The organism is Sphingobium fluminis (assembly GCF_037723805.1).
Taxonomy (GTDB): domain Bacteria; phylum Pseudomonadota; class Alphaproteobacteria; order Sphingomonadales; family Sphingomonadaceae; genus Sphingobium.
Genome location: NZ_JBBJUK010000002.1, coordinates 36749 through 50199, shown reverse-complemented (window position 1 = coordinate 50199; position 13451 = coordinate 36749). Strand labels below are relative to the sequence as shown.

Sequence of the window (13451 nt, the reverse complement as noted above, 5' to 3'; positions counted from 1 at the left end):
GACGTCATGATATTGTCATACCTCAGTCGATCAGCGCGCGTCTGAGATATTTCATCGCGACGGCTATGTGTTTTTCCACGCCGCTCTTGCTGATGCCCAGTCGCGCTGCGACCTCGGCATGGCCAAGTCCTTCGATCTTGTGCAGCTCAAACGCGCGGCGTGCCCCTTCGGGCAAGTTCGCGATCGCAGATGTCAGCGTAGCGATTTCCTCGCGGTCGAGAATCTGCTCTTCCGCTGTCTTGCGCTGATCGGCGGGTTCCACGCCCGACGAGGCGAAATCGGTGGCAGCGTCAGACCATCGCCGTTCGCGCGCCATCCGCCTCTGGCGCTCGCGAAGGCGGTCAATGACTAGATTTTGGGCCATGCGAAACAGATAGGCCTTGCCGTTGGCGACTGGTCCGGCAGGCTGCTGACTTACTTTCACCCAAAGTTCCTGCAGCAGGTCTTCAGCCTCGGCGGGGTCACCGGCGCGGGCCAGAAGCAAGCGTAACAGCTCGGTCCTATACACCCCATAGGCAATTTCCAGGCCATCATGATCCGCCAAACTCATTCCTCCTGTTTGGAGACTGTGGCGCAGAAGACAAGCCGGATGATGCGAATCGGTCCGCCTCGCTCATGCCAGCCAGGTTGGGTCCAACATCGCGCACTCCTGATGCAAATTTATGCGCTTCCCGGGTCACTTTGAAGCGATCACCATCGCCGGAGCACGGCGCTTACTTTCGTGTCAGCCGGCTGCGGCTATTGAGCGGTAAACGTTCGCCACGCTTCCCGAAGCCCTTTCCCAAGAATATTGCCGGCTGTTGCGGAGCCCAGCCAAGCCGATCGATTTCCGCAAATTCTCACTTTCGATGAGTTCCGTTAGGACAGAAACATAGCGACCGCAGTCCGTGGGCGGGCATATAAAGCCATCCTGACCGCTAGTGAGAATGGTTCGCGCGTTTTGCGCATCAGCACTTACGACCGCCACTCCAGATGCCATGGCTTCCAGCAGCACGTTACCGAACGTCTCGGTTGTGCTCGGAGTAAGCATGATATCGGCGCTTGCAATCGCGCGTGCCAAATCTTCACCCGCCAGATGCCCTGTGAATACCGTACCGGGAAGCGTTTCGAAAAGTCCCGCCGCGGGGCCCGTTCCGACCACGAGTATTCTGACATTGTGAAATTTCGCCTGGAGATCGTTGGCCACCTTCACAAAAATATCAACGCCTTTTTCCACGACGACCCGTCCAAAGAAAAGGATGGCGACATCTCCATCTCCTATGCCGATGTCCCGGCGCCATTGTGCATCACGCTTATCGGGGTTGAAGAGTGTAGTATCGACGCCCCTGCTCCATAAGCTGACGCGATCGTCCCCTCGTAAAGCGCGCAATTCGCTCACGAGAGATTCTGTGGGGGCGAGTACGTGATCGCTGCGCCGATAAAAACGCCGCAGATGAGCATCGAGTGCTGGTCGTGCCCAATCCAGACCATAATAGCGCAGATATGTCTCGAAACGTGTGTGCATGCTGGCGACAACAGGAATACCCAGCTTCATCGCAAATGTCTGGGCTCGCAACCCCAGAATATCCGGCGTCGAGACATGCACCAGATCAGGTGAAAAGCGCCTGATGTCATCCCGGATGCCGTTGGGAAGGCGAAGCGCTAGGCGGAACTCGTTCCGGACAGGCAGCATGATGGACGGAACCGCCACCAACGTCCCGGCAGGCTCGAATGCTGGCGTGTCGGTAACCGGTGAATAGACGCGAACCGAAAAGCCGCACGCGTCCTGCAAATACCGCACCAGAATGTTCAGCGCCTGATTTGCGCCTTCACGGAGATAATTGTAATTGCCGGAAAAAAGAGCAATCCGCATCTTTCAGGCTTGCCTGAAGTTCAGAAGCGCATTCAATAAAAACACGATCAGTCCGGCAAAAAGCGAAACGATGGCGCGGGCCACAAGATAATTCAGTGCCGTCAAATGCAGAAGCAATGCGTAGAGCCCTGTGGTGATCAACAGGCCGACAGTGGAATTCGCAAGGAACAATATATAGCCGGTGCCGACACCCCGATCCGTCCCGCGAAAAATCCAGCTTCGTCCGAGAATGTAATGCAAAGTATTGGCGATGATGAAACCGATGCCCGCAGCTACCACCTTGCCCGACCCGAGCGTCACCAACATCCACAGGACGAGGAGGCCGATCATGAAAACCGAGCAACTGACGAGAGTGTTACGCAAAAGCATTGCGCCGACACGACGGGAAAAGATCCGCACCAGAATATTGGAGTTGGAAGGCCGCTGCGGCGTGAGCCCATCCAGATGGCGTTTGGTGCCCACGCTCATCCTGTTGCTGAAGCCGAATGCGCGAAATCGACCTTCCGATCCGCCTCATCGGCCCACACGGTGCACGGTTTGACGAAGGGATTTAGGAAGAGAAATGGCAATTTGAACAGTAGCAGTTCGGCGTGCACGAAATAATCTATGCAGCGCTCCCACCATCGAGCACTTCGCTGTTCATGAGCACTGAGCCACTCCTCATAAGGTGCCCAATGACCTGGCTCATCCTTGCGGATGATGGTGAAAATCCGTGTCAGTACCGGGTCGGATTGGACGATTGGGTTAGACAACAGGGATTGCACCTGACGATATCCGCGACGTTCGGTGAGGGCGATGACCCGGCACAAGCGAGCAAATAATTCGTCACTTTCCACCACCTGTTGCGTCCGGAGCCGCGCAATTGGGGTACGAAACATGATCTCGACGAAGCGATCTATATGCCCAAAAGTTCGGTCAACCATAAACGGCATGACGCCCCGGCGCCCAAACCAGCGGCGGAACATGAGGTAATGCTTTCGCTCATCCGCCCGGTGCCTCTCGAGCCGCGCGATAAAAAGCCGATCGTTCGGGGACCGTCTCTTTACCGACTCGATCACTCTGTCGATCGCAGTATATCCTCGATGCTCATTATAAATGTAGATGCTGCCCAGCACATTGAGATATCGCCGTTCGAACCAGGCGCGCATAATTTTCTCCGACGGCGCTGTCACAAAGATGTCTTTAGCAGCATCGGAAACGTGCGTCATGGCGTTTGGTTCGATCACGCTATGTGACGGCGACGCCGCCGCGCCAGGTCATGGCTGCGCGTGTCTCAAGAGTAGGCGGGTGGGATATCTGTCCCCCATAAGGGTTTTGAAAACGGGTCCGGGTGAGGGACAACGGACTGACGTGCGCCCCTGATTGTTACCACTCAGAGGTAGAGTCCGGCTCCTTCATGATGGTTGGTTGGGGACATGTTGGCCGGCGATCTCGGCGGGGTCTTCCCGCCCAGTTTCGAGTGTGGCCTGACATGTTGTAATCGTGCCGCCGGCATCGAGTACGAACCGGGCTGGGCCAGTGACTTGAACAGCGTTTCGTTGCGACGTGTCGGCCACCAGCGCCAGGCATTCTTGGGCTGTAATCGTCGATCACGTTGAGCATCCGGAACCGCCGGCCGCAGGCCAACGAGTCCGATACGAAGTCGAGCGACCAGCGCTGGTTCGGCCCTTCCGGTAGCAGCATCGGTGCCCGCATTCCAAGTGCACGCTTGCGACCGCCGCGGCGACGAACCCGCAGATTCTCCTCGCGGTAAATCCGCCGCAGCTTCTTGTGGTTGGGCGTCATCCCCTCGCGCGCCAGCGGATAGCCCAGACGGCGATACCCGAACCGGCGGCGCTCTGCCGCCCGTTCACGCAAACGCGCCCGCCAGGGCGCATCATCAACCCGCACCGGCTGATACCGGATCACCCGGCGGCTCACGCCGACAATACTCCACGCCCGACGCTCGCTCAGGCCGTGATGATCACGGGCATGGGCGACGGCTTCCCGCTTAGCGCCGGCGTCACCATTTTTTGAGGCCAGATCCTTCAGCACCACGTTGTCGAGCATCGCCTCCGCCAGCAGCTTCTTCAGCTTCGCGTTCTCGTCCTCCAGCGCCCTCAGACGCCGCGCCTTGGATACCCCCAAACCGCCGAACTTCGCCTTGTACTTGTAGAAAGTCGCCCCGCTAATCCCGTGCCGGCGGCATACCTTCGATCGTCTGCACGACCATCTTTCCGAGCTGGTCGGGCTGGACGCGCCGGTCGTCATCGCCGGCGACTTCAATGTCATGCCGACCGATCTCGACGTCTATGCGCCCGCACGCTGGCGCGACGATGCCTTGTTCGCGTCGGAGGTCAAAGCCGCCTCTTGCGCGGCTCCTGGAGCAAGGCTGGACCGACGCGCTGCGTGCGCTGCATCCCGGCGAGCCCATCTACACATTCTGGAAATATTGGCGGGACTCCTTTCAGCGCGATGCGGGCCTGCGGATCGATCACCTCCTGCTCAACAAACCCGCGGCGGCGGGATTGGTGGCGGCGGAGGTCGATCGGCGTCCCCGCGCCTGGGAGAAGACCAGCGATCATGCGCCCGTGTGGATCGAACTCGCCGACAAGCCCAAGCGGACGTAGGCCTAAGAGGGAAACGTAATGCAGATCGAGACCTTCCTGCTTGGCGAGAATGACTGGGTTCCGAACAATGCGCGGCTGCCGCTCATCCTGTATCTCGGTGTCGAGAAGGGGTCGTGCGATACCCTTGCCAAGGCATTCGAGGACCGGTTAGACCTTAATGGCTGGCCGCCAAAATGGCGCGATACGATCTTCGACTATCACTATTATCATTCAACGCCGCATGAGGCGCTGGAGATCGCCGCCGGAAATGCGACCCTTGAACTGGGAGGGCCTGGCGGCCGACAGGTCGATGTCGCGATTGGAGACGCGTTGCTCCTTCCGGCCGGCACCGGTCACCGCCGCATCAGCTAAAGCAAGGACGTTCTCGTGGTGGGCGCCTATCCCGACGGGCAGGACTGGGACATTTGTCGCGCCGCGCCGGACGAGGCGGCGCGACATCGTATCGCCGCGCTCGAGGTTCCCGAGCGCGATCCGGTCAGGGGCGGGGAGGGGCCGATGACGACCGCATGGCCGCGCTGATGCCGATAGACGACCCGAGGAACCGCGGGCTTAGCGTCTGAGCTCTGGTGCCCGTCAACCTTGTTTCGTGTCGCTTTGATCGCTGTCGAGCGCCGCATACCAGTAGGCATAGGGCGTCGTGCGGACCATATGACGATTGAGGTCGGGCGCGCCATCCGTCCACCAGATCGGTCCTCGCTCGCCTAGCGCCCGTTTCGCCTCATCCACTCCAGCGTGCGCGGCATCTTCCGCCTCTTCGTCCCCCGAGCGCTTGGCTGCGCCCACCTTTCGCCGTGCCGCCATGAGCGCGCGGACGAAGGTCGCGCGGCTGTCCTCGCCGAGATCCGGGCTGGACATGCGCCAGAGCCGCCCGCGTACGACGAAATAGCGCCCGTCCGGCGTAAGGGCATGGTGGCCCTCGCGTCTGGCCGGATCAGCCATGCGGGATATTTGAAGCGAGAGAAGCCTGAGCGGCTGCGCGAACCGCGAGCCAGCGATGGCGTTCAGCCACGGCATCCGGCAGGGCCCGATGTGCCGGCAGATGATCGTCGCGCACTTCGGTCAACGCCAGAATGTTGGCGACTTCGCGTTCGATGGCCTCGTCGGGACGGTGAGGGGCAACGATTTCACGCGCGGTCTCATGGAGCAGGTCGTCGCTATCCTGAAGCCGCAGCGCGTGGCGTGGCAGATCGGCGGCGCGGAGCAGGGCGCTCAGCCATTTGCCATCCCAGGACGGTGCGCTTGCATAGAGCGCGTGACCGCTGAGCGCGGCCAGCATCGTCTGGGCGACGACCTCGTGGCTCGTGCCCTTGGCGAGAAGCGTCTCCCGTTCGATGCCGTGGATCGCTTGCGCGCTTTCGTCCCAGTCAGACCAGCTTACGGCCGGTTTGATGAGATAGGATGTGGTGCGCCCATTCTCGAACACTCAGGCGACCTCGACCGGATAGCTGTGTTTGCCAAGCGAAGAGGCTTCGAAGTCGAGAAATACGATCATCGTCGCAAAACCACCACGCGGGCCAGCACGTTCCGCAGCCTTGGATTTAGGTGTCCTGGCAGACGTGTGGCGAGGGTACGCCAAATGATTTCGCGCGGGCACGAAGCTGATAGCGGCATGGCGCGTTAGACGGTCGAAGGAGACTGTCATGGCCCCCCAAGACGATAATGATCGCCCATTTCCCATCCCTGAGACTGGCGAGGGCGATCCGCCCGAGCCGGAGAAAGGCTCGCCACTGCCCAGCGACCTCGAACTGGAGGAATTGGACAAAGAGATCGAGGCGGAAGACAATATCGAAGAGGATGACGACGAGAGTGATCTGGCGCCCGATATCAATGTCGAACCCGGCAGCTAAACGACCGTCAGAGCTGGCGGAAACAGGCTGCTGGCGCACCGATTGATTTCAACAATTGCATATTTGAGGAGCCGGATATGGCCGAAAGAACAGTGAGCGACCTTGCCGAGAAGATGAAGGATATCGACTTCGGGATGCTCTCGACCCACAGTCCGGGCGGCACCATCGGATCGCGACCGATGAGCAACAACCGCGATGTCGACTATGACGGTGACAGCTGGTTCTTCACGACCGACGATACGCAGATGGTGGCGGACATTGCCAGCGATCCCAAGGTCGGCCTGAGCTTCCAGGGGAAAGCCGGTATGTTCGGGCTTCGCCCCTTCTTCATCGCCATAGAAGGCCAGGCGGAGCTCATCCGCGACAAGGACAGCTTCGAGGCGCACTGGACCAAGGATCTCGATCGCTGGTTCAAGCAGGGCGCCGAAACGCCAGGTCTTGTGCTAATCAAGGTCCATGCCACAAGCGCCCATTATTGGGATGGCGAGGAGGAAGGCGAAGTTCTGATCGAACGCGGCGCGTTCGTCGGCGGACCCTGATCTATCATGCCCACGGTGTTCGTGGTCGAGACATTACCGTGACTGGCTGTCCTTGCTGCAGCGGCGATTGATGCCCGAATAGGTGGGCCGTTTGTCGCGTGCGGCCTGATAAGCGACGCAGGTTCGCGCGTCGGGCAGGGCGCGGCGGCGCGCTTGCGGAATGGGCTCGCCACAATCCTCGCACTCGTCGAGACCCGGCCCAGACGGCAGGCGCGCCCTTGCGCTCGCCAGCGCGTCCTTCACGCTATCGTCGATCTGGTCCTGTACCGCGCCGTCGGGCGCCCAGCCATTGGCCATGTTTGCAACTCTCGCGAAAAATTCCTGCTCAACGCCGATATAGGGCCCGGGCACTCTCATTTCATCGGGTGCCGTCAGGGCGGGGCACGCCCGCCATACCGCCCTTGGTCCTGATCTGGCGAACGATCCCGTTATAGGAGGCATGCAGTCCCTGGCTTCGGCCGATCTCGTCGTCCGACCCCGCACACTCCCAGAATGTCACCAGCCATTCGTCGGCGCATCGGCCGCGCAGTACCCAGAGAGCTAGGGCAACGCCGCGGGTTTGCGCCTTACGCTTGTCCGCCGCCGCCTCGCGCAGCACGTTGAGCGCGCGTTCGACCGTGCCGCCGGTCCGCGCGTTCGCGTCAGTGGAAGTCATGGCTACGGATACGCACGATCTCTTCTCGTTCGGCGGCCGTACCGAAAGGCGCCGGCGCCAATGTCCGTCCGCGCGGAATGCCCGGATCGCGGGGGTCGGGTCCGCCCCCATGGGTCGCGCCGTCGCCGCGTCCCGGCATGACGCTGAAATCCATGCGTCCGATCGAGCGCAGCATATCGTCATGGTCGGTGATGCGATCGCAAATGATGTGGATGACCTCGCCTTCCTTCTGGAGGCGACCCCGCATCGCGATCATGGAGGCAGACATGACCTGGCGGCGGTAGATCTCGAAGCGGTCGGGCCAGAGGATGCCTTGCGCGACGCCCGTCTCATCCTCGATCGTCACGAACAGCACGCCCTTCGCCGAGCCCGGCCGCTGGCGGACAAGGATCACGCCGGCCACCTCGACATTGCGGCCCTCGCGCATGTTCGTGAGATCCGCGCATCTGACGATGCGCATCTCGTCGAGCCGGGCGCGCAGGAACTGCAACGGATGGCCGCGCAGCGAGAGCTGCAAGGCCCGATAATCCTCGACCACCTCGCGGCCCGCCGTCATCTTGGCGAGCGCCACGTCCGGTTCCAGGCCTTCGGGCGAGAAGCGTTCCTCCCGCGCGTCGGCTGCAGCGAACAGCGGCAGCGGCGCTTCGCCCAAGCCTTTGACCTTCCAAAGCCCCTGGCGCCGTTCCTCAGCGAGGCATTGGAAAGCATCGGCCTCTGCCAGGCGCTCGATCGCGGCGCGGGGCACGCCGGCCCGGCGCCACACCTCCTCGATGCTCTCATAGGGAGTGGGGCCACGCGCCGCGACGATCGCCGCGCCATGGATGTTTGCAAGGCCGCGTACCTGCCCGAAGCCGAGGCGGACTGCCTTGTATCGACCTCTGGTCTCCTCGAGCGTGCAGTCCCAATGGCTGTGGTTGATCGAGACCGGCCTGACTTCGACGCCATGGTTGCGGGCATCGCGCACGATCTGCGCGGGCGCATAGAAGCCCATGGGCTGAGCGTTCAGAAGCGCGGCGCAGAAGACGTCGGGATGATGATATTTCATCCAGCAGGACGCATAGGCGATCTTGGCGAAGGAAGCCGCGTGGCTTTCGGGAAAGCCGTAGGAGCCAAAGCCCTCGATCTGCTTGAAGGTGCGCTCGGCAAAGTCCTTGGGATATCCCCGCGCGACCATTCCACCAACGAGCTTGTCGTAGAAATGGCTGACGCCGCCGGTGAGCTTGAAGGTCGCCATGGCGCGACGAAGCTGGTCGGCCTCCTGCGGGCTGAACCCCGCGCCCACGATCGCGACCTTCATCGCTTGCTCCTGGAACAGCGGCACGCCCAGCGTCTTTTCGAGCACGGCGCGCAGTTCCGGCTTGGGATATTCGGGATTTTCCTTCCCCTCGCGTCGGCGAAGATAGGGATGAACCATGTCGCCCTGGATCGGCCCGGGGCGCACGATCGCGACCTCGATCACGAGATCGTAAAATTCCCGCGGCTTCATGCGCGGCAGCATCGACATCTGCGCGCGACTCTCGATCTGGAAGGTGCCGAGCGTGTCGGCCTTCTGGATCATGGCGTAAACGTCGGGGTCATCGTCCTGGAGGTCCGCCATCGTGACGCGGATGCCCTTGTCCTGTTCCAGAAGATTAAACGCCCGGTTCATGCAGCCGAGCATGCCTAGTCCCAGCACATCGACCTTCATGAACTTCAAGGCGTCGATATCGTCCTTGTCCCATTCGATGATCTGCCGGTCTTCCATTCGCGCGGGCTCGATTGGAACGAGATCGTCGAGCCGATCCTGAGTGAGGACGAAACCGCCGGGATGCTGCGAGAGATGGCGTGGCGTGCCGATCAGCTGGCGCGCCAGGTCCAGGGTGAGCTTCAGGCGATGATCCTCGGCGTTGAGATTGAGGCTTTCAATCTGCTCTGGCGGAATGCCGTCCATGCTCCAGCCCCAGACGAGGCCAGTCAGCATCTTGGTCAAGTCGCGCGGCAGCCCGAGCGCCTTGCCGACCTCGGCGACGGCGCCGCGCGTGCGATAGCGCGTGACGACGGCGGTCAGGGCCGAGCGGTCGCGGCCATAGGTCTCGTAGATCCACTGGATGATCTCCTCGCGGCGCTCATGCTCGAAATCGACGTCGATATCGGGCGGCTCGCGCCGCTCGCCCGAGACGAACCGCTCGAACAGCAGCTCATGTTGGATGGGGTCGATCGATGTGACGCCGAGCAGATAGCAGACGCAGCTATTGGCCGCCGATCCGCGCCCCTGGCATAGGATGCCGCGCCGCCGGCTCTCGGCGACGATCGCATTGACGGTGAGGAAATAGGGCGCATAGCCGAGCCGTTCGATAAGGCCGAGCTCATGGTCGATCTGGTCGCGATAGCGCTTGGGGACGCCATCGGGGAATTTGACCGCTGCCGCCTGTCTCGTGAGCGCGGTGAGAGCCTGCTGCGCGGTCCGGCCTTCCATCACTTCCTCATAGGGATATTGATATTGGATCTCGCCCAGGTCGAAGGTGCATTGCGCCGCGATGGCGGCGCTGGCTGCGATCGCGTCGGGGAAATCCACGAAACGGCGTTCCATCTCCACCGGAGATTTCAGGTCACGATCCATGAACCGCTCGCGCCGGAAACCCAGCTCGTCGATGGTGCATTTCTCTCGGATCGCGCTCACCACATCCTGCAGCGGACGCCGTGCGGCGCTGTGATAGAGGACGTCGCCGGTCGCAACCGACTGGACGCCGCTTGCGCGCGCCAGGGCATCGAGCCGATGCAGCCTCTCGGCGTCTTCCGGACGGCGGCGTAGCGACAGCGCGCAGAAGCCACGCTGGCCGAATATATCGCGCAGTTCGCGAAGATGGCCGCCCGTGATGTCGCCGGGCATGTCGGGCACCAGGATGCCGATCATATCGTCGGCATGGGCGGCGACGTCCGCCCATTCGAGCAGGCATTTGCCCTTGCCGCCGCGCTTCTTGCCGATCGAGAGGAGCCGCGTCAGCCGCGACCAGGCCGGACGCGATCGGGGATAGAGGAGCAAGCTGCGGCCATCGACCAGATCGATCCGGGTGCCCGCGATCATCCGGACGCCGGTCGCTTTCTGGCCATCCCATCCGCGCACGGCGCCCGCGACCGTTCCCCAATCCGCCAAGCCCATGGCGGAATGTCCTAGGAGCGCCGCAGCGGCGAAAAGCTCCTCGGGCGAGGACGCGCCGCGCAGGAACGAGAAATGGCTCGTCACCTGCAGCTCGACATAGGTGGCCGTTGGGATGGCTTTTGCGGTCGCCATCAGCCAAACATCCCGTGCATATACCAACTGAGGTCCCCGGTCTCAGCCTCGACGCCGTCGCCGCGGCGGAACAGCCAGAAGCGCGCGCCGCCTTCCGCCTCCACCCGGAAATAATCGCGCACCGCCCACATCTCCTGAGGCGATCGCCACCACTCGCCATGGATGCGCTCGGGCCCGTCGCCGGCGACGACACGGTAGCTTTGACCGCGCCAGACAAAGCGGCGCGGCGGATGGTCGGGCAGAAGCGCAACGACATTGGCAAGCGGCTCGGGGCGCTTGAGCAACCGCACCGGGCGTTTCCAGCCCGGCCATCCCTTGGGCGTGGCGAGCGGCGGCACGCGCCGCATCGCCCGTTCGGGCACGTCGCTTTCGCGCGAGGAGAGGCGGAACAACGCCGACGCGCCCGCGCGCGTGCCGAGCTGATCGACGAGCGGCGCTATGTCGCGGATCTTGGCCAAGCTCTCGAGAAGCGCGCCTGTGACCTGGGCGCCGAGCGGCTCATGATGAGGGACAGCCAGGTGCATCGCCTCGATGCCAAGACCCGGATCGAGTTCGCTCGTCTTGAGCGCGAACATGCGCTTCAAATGCCGCTCGTCGCGCGTCGCCCGGGAGGCGCCGATGCCAAGGCGTTGCGCTTCGCCGTCGACCCGGTCGGCGATGAGCAGAACCGCGCGTGCCCCGAGACCGCGCGTGCGGAGCAGGATCACGAGATCGTCGACAAGATCGCCGATCACCTGAGCGATGCTTTCGGGCGTACTGATGGGTTCGAGCAGATGGCGCGTCACGCGCGGCGCCTCGGTCGGTACGACCGGGACGATCGGCTCGGCGAGACTGCCCCTCGCCTGGTCAAGGCGATCGACCGTCGCAAGACCAAGCCGGCGCGCGAGCGGGCCGCGCGGCATGGGATAGAGGTCGGCGACGCGCTCCAGCCCGAAGCGGGCCGCCGCGACCAAGGCTTCGGGCTCAAGCCGAAGCGCGGCGAGCGGAAGGTCGGCGATCGCCTGGGTTTCTTCGCCGCGCGCCAGCAAGGTGATCGCGTCACCGCCGAACCGGGACAGCGCATGTGCGGCGCCGGGTGCCCCCGCGACAGCGATCCGGGCGGTGAATCCCAGGCGCTTCAAGAAAGCGAGCAGCCGTCGGCAGAAATGATCCTCGCCCCCGAACAGGTGCGTCGTGCCGCTGAGATCGAACCACAGCCCGTCGAGCCCCGACACGCTCGCCGTCGGCGTCCACTGTCGCGCCGCGTGAAGGGCAAGCCGGTCGAGCCAGGCGCGATCGGCGTCGGGCTCGGCGTCGCGGACCTCGAGATCGGCGACCAGCGCGCGGGCATGGGCGGCAGCCATGCCGGGCAGCAGGCCAAGTTCCAGCGCGCGCGGGCAGGCGGCCGTGATGATATCCTTCTGACCGCTCCGGGTGACGAGCACGGTCGGCGTGCCCCACCATCCCGCCCAGCTCGGCGCGGCGGCAAATGCTCCGCTATGCCCGTCGTCTGATCGCATCGCTTTGAAGGGAGGTTCTGCATGCTCGCTGCGCCGGCCCATCTCGCGCATCGTCGGCCGTTGATGGGCCGGCAAGGCATCGATGTCGGACTGCGATGGCCGACGCCCCAGCGCGCCGTCCCGCGCCCAGCGCGCGCCAGGACGCCAGCCGCCAGCGCGCGGGACGGAGCAGGCGCCCGGATCATCGTCGATCGGCTCTGGAAAGCGCGGCGCGTTTGCCGGCGGCGCCTCAGGCAGCGTGGCTGGCCGCTCGTTCCCGCGCAGTCGCTCGATCGGCAATTGCGGCAGGAAGAGCGAGGCGACCCTTTGCATCGCAGGCCTCCAGCTCGAGGGAAAAAGGATCGCCGTTCCGCTGCCGGACAAGCTCGACCTGCCAGCGCGGCCGCCCGACGCCGGGCCAGGACAGGCGTTGCGACGCAAGGCAGCCGATCCGCCAGCGCGTCATGGCCGAGGAGGGCAAGGAGAGCGGACAGCGCTCGCGCGATCGATGCCGCCGATACAGCAGCATCGGTGTCTGTCCGTCGGACGCCGCGAGCTGCAGCCGCCGCGTCGCGGTCATGTCGGCGGCCTTCACCTCCGCGACGACGCAGGCCATGGCGCCATAGCGCAGCGCATCCTCGGCCATCGCCAGCACGACGCTGTCCTTGTGACCTTGCGCATAGAATATCTGGGTTGGATCAAGCCCCACCTGCTCCAGACCAGGAGCATAGAGATCGAACGCCGTCATGGCCCAGAAAACGTCGCTCGTCGCCTTGGCGGCAAAACGCGCCGCAATGCCGGCCGCGAACAGGGTGGCGGCCGCGTCGTCGCTCAACGTCGCCGAGGCAGCGGCGATCTCATGAAGGCCGGTTCCGTCGAGTCCGCCATCGGCGAGTCGTGCGTCCATCTGGGGCAGGCCAAAGTCCAACGCTGGCCCACGCGCAGCCCTCTTAAGCGCCAGATCCGCGCGCAGCGCGGACAGGTCGGCCGAGGATGGCGGCGTGGCGGAGGGATGGGCAATAGACATGAAGGGGACGACTCAAATGTTCCCTTTATGTTCTACCTCGTATCGCTTGGGGTCAAGTGGGGTCTCGGGTTATTTTGGCGAGCGGGGCAAGACCTGTGGAACCAGCCTTGGTTTGGCTGGTTCAAACCCTGCTGGACGCGACACCCCCCGCTCGTCGCGCCGGCTCCCATAGA

At 63.3% G+C, this 13451-nt stretch carries 16 protein-coding genes and 1 pseudogene; 5 read left to right on the top strand and 12 right to left on the bottom strand.

All coding sequences use genetic code 11. The features are described from left to right. Window positions 1-22: 22 nt before the first annotated feature. From WG907_RS06375 to WG907_RS06355, 5 genes and pseudogenes are all read right to left on the bottom strand, one after another. On the bottom strand, window positions 23-550 hold the full coding sequence (locus tag WG907_RS06375; protein WP_340231909.1) for an RNA polymerase sigma factor: 528 nt from the start codon (window positions 548-550) through the stop codon (window positions 23-25). A gap of 174 nt (window positions 551-724) precedes the next feature. Further along, entirely contained in the window at window positions 725-1852 is a 1128-nt protein-coding gene (locus WG907_RS06370; RefSeq protein ID WP_340231908.1) for a glycosyltransferase family 4 protein, read from the bottom strand. A 3-nt stretch (window positions 1853-1855) separates the two neighbouring features. Then, window positions 1856-2320 (bottom strand): GtrA family protein, encoded by a 465-nt coding sequence (locus tag WG907_RS06365; protein ID WP_340231907.1) that lies wholly within the window; start codon window positions 2318-2320, stop codon window positions 1856-1858. Then, window positions 2317-3060, bottom strand: a complete 744-nt coding sequence (locus tag WG907_RS06360) for a ferritin-like domain-containing protein (protein ID WP_340231906.1) — start codon at window positions 3058-3060, stop codon at window positions 2317-2319. Before WG907_RS06360 ends, WG907_RS06365 begins: the two co-directional genes overlap by 4 nt. Window positions 3061-3393: 333 nt before the next feature. Further along, a pseudogene (locus WG907_RS06355) lies at window positions 3394-4042 on the bottom strand (transposase); the annotation flags it as partial. 125 nt (window positions 4043-4167) lie between these two features. On the opposite strand from WG907_RS06355, the gene WG907_RS06350 reads away from it, so the two are divergent. From WG907_RS06350 to WG907_RS06340, 3 genes are read left to right on the top strand one after another with little or no spacing between them, the layout of a single operon-like run. After that, window positions 4168-4461, top strand: coding sequence for an exonuclease/endonuclease/phosphatase family protein (locus WG907_RS06350; RefSeq protein ID WP_340231905.1), 294 nt, complete (start codon window positions 4168-4170; stop codon window positions 4459-4461). A gap of 18 nt (window positions 4462-4479) precedes the next feature. After that, window positions 4480-4812, top strand: a complete 333-nt coding sequence (locus tag WG907_RS06345) for a hypothetical protein (RefSeq protein WP_340231904.1) — start codon at window positions 4480-4482, stop codon at window positions 4810-4812. A gap of 15 nt (window positions 4813-4827) precedes the next feature. Then, on the top strand, window positions 4828-4980 hold the full coding sequence (locus tag WG907_RS06340) for a hypothetical protein (protein ID WP_340231903.1): 153 nt from the start codon (window positions 4828-4830) through the stop codon (window positions 4978-4980). A 54-nt stretch (window positions 4981-5034) separates the two neighbouring features. Here WG907_RS06340 and WG907_RS06335 read toward each other — a convergent pair whose 3' ends face one another. Both WG907_RS06335 and WG907_RS06330 read right to left on the bottom strand, forming a co-directional pair. Then, window positions 5035-5400 carry a hypothetical protein gene (locus WG907_RS06335; RefSeq protein WP_340231902.1) on the bottom strand — a complete coding sequence of 122 codons (366 nt, stop codon included), beginning with the start codon at window positions 5398-5400 and terminating at the stop codon, window positions 5035-5037. Next, entirely contained in the window at window positions 5393-5884 is a 492-nt protein-coding gene (locus WG907_RS06330; RefSeq protein ID WP_340231901.1) for a transcriptional regulator, read from the bottom strand. The genes WG907_RS06335 and WG907_RS06330 overlap by 8 nt, the downstream gene beginning before the upstream one ends. A 217-nt stretch (window positions 5885-6101) precedes the next feature. Here WG907_RS06330 and WG907_RS06325 point away from each other — a divergent pair, with 217 nt between their 5' ends. Both WG907_RS06325 and WG907_RS06320 read left to right on the top strand, forming a co-directional pair. After that, window positions 6102-6308, top strand: a complete 207-nt coding sequence (locus tag WG907_RS06325) for a hypothetical protein (protein ID WP_340231899.1) — start codon at window positions 6102-6104, stop codon at window positions 6306-6308. A gap of 77 nt (window positions 6309-6385) precedes the next feature. Beyond that, the gene (locus WG907_RS06320) at window positions 6386-6847 is read left to right on the top strand and encodes a pyridoxamine 5'-phosphate oxidase family protein (RefSeq protein WP_340231898.1); all 462 of its coding nucleotides are present in this window, start codon (window positions 6386-6388) and stop codon (window positions 6845-6847) included. Between the two features lie 33 nt (window positions 6848-6880). On the opposite strand, the gene WG907_RS06315 is transcribed toward WG907_RS06320, so the two are convergent. The 5 genes from WG907_RS06315 to WG907_RS06295 all read right to left on the bottom strand — a co-directional run bounded on the left by WG907_RS06315 (window position 6881) and on the right by WG907_RS06295 (window position 13278). Further along, complete coding sequence (locus WG907_RS06315) at window positions 6881-7144, bottom strand: DksA/TraR family C4-type zinc finger protein (protein WP_340232463.1); 264 nt, start codon at window positions 7142-7144, stop codon at window positions 6881-6883. A 61-nt stretch (window positions 7145-7205) separates the two neighbouring features. Then, window positions 7206-7502: a hypothetical protein gene (locus WG907_RS06310; protein WP_340231897.1), complete on the bottom strand. Its 297-nt coding sequence runs from the start codon at window positions 7500-7502 to the stop codon at window positions 7206-7208. Next, complete coding sequence (locus tag WG907_RS06305; RefSeq protein ID WP_340231896.1) at window positions 7489-10773, bottom strand: error-prone DNA polymerase; 3285 nt, start codon at window positions 10771-10773, stop codon at window positions 7489-7491. Before WG907_RS06305 ends, WG907_RS06310 begins: the two co-directional genes overlap by 14 nt. Continuing rightward, entirely contained in the window at window positions 10773-12584 is a 1812-nt protein-coding gene (locus tag WG907_RS06300; protein ID WP_340231895.1) for a DUF6504 family protein, read from the bottom strand. Before WG907_RS06300 ends, WG907_RS06305 begins: the two co-directional genes overlap by 1 nt. Further along, window positions 12502-13278, bottom strand: a complete 777-nt coding sequence (locus WG907_RS06295; RefSeq protein ID WP_340231894.1) for an ImuA family protein — start codon at window positions 13276-13278, stop codon at window positions 12502-12504. Before WG907_RS06295 ends, WG907_RS06300 begins: the two co-directional genes overlap by 83 nt. Between the last annotated feature and the right edge of the window lie 173 nt (window positions 13279-13451).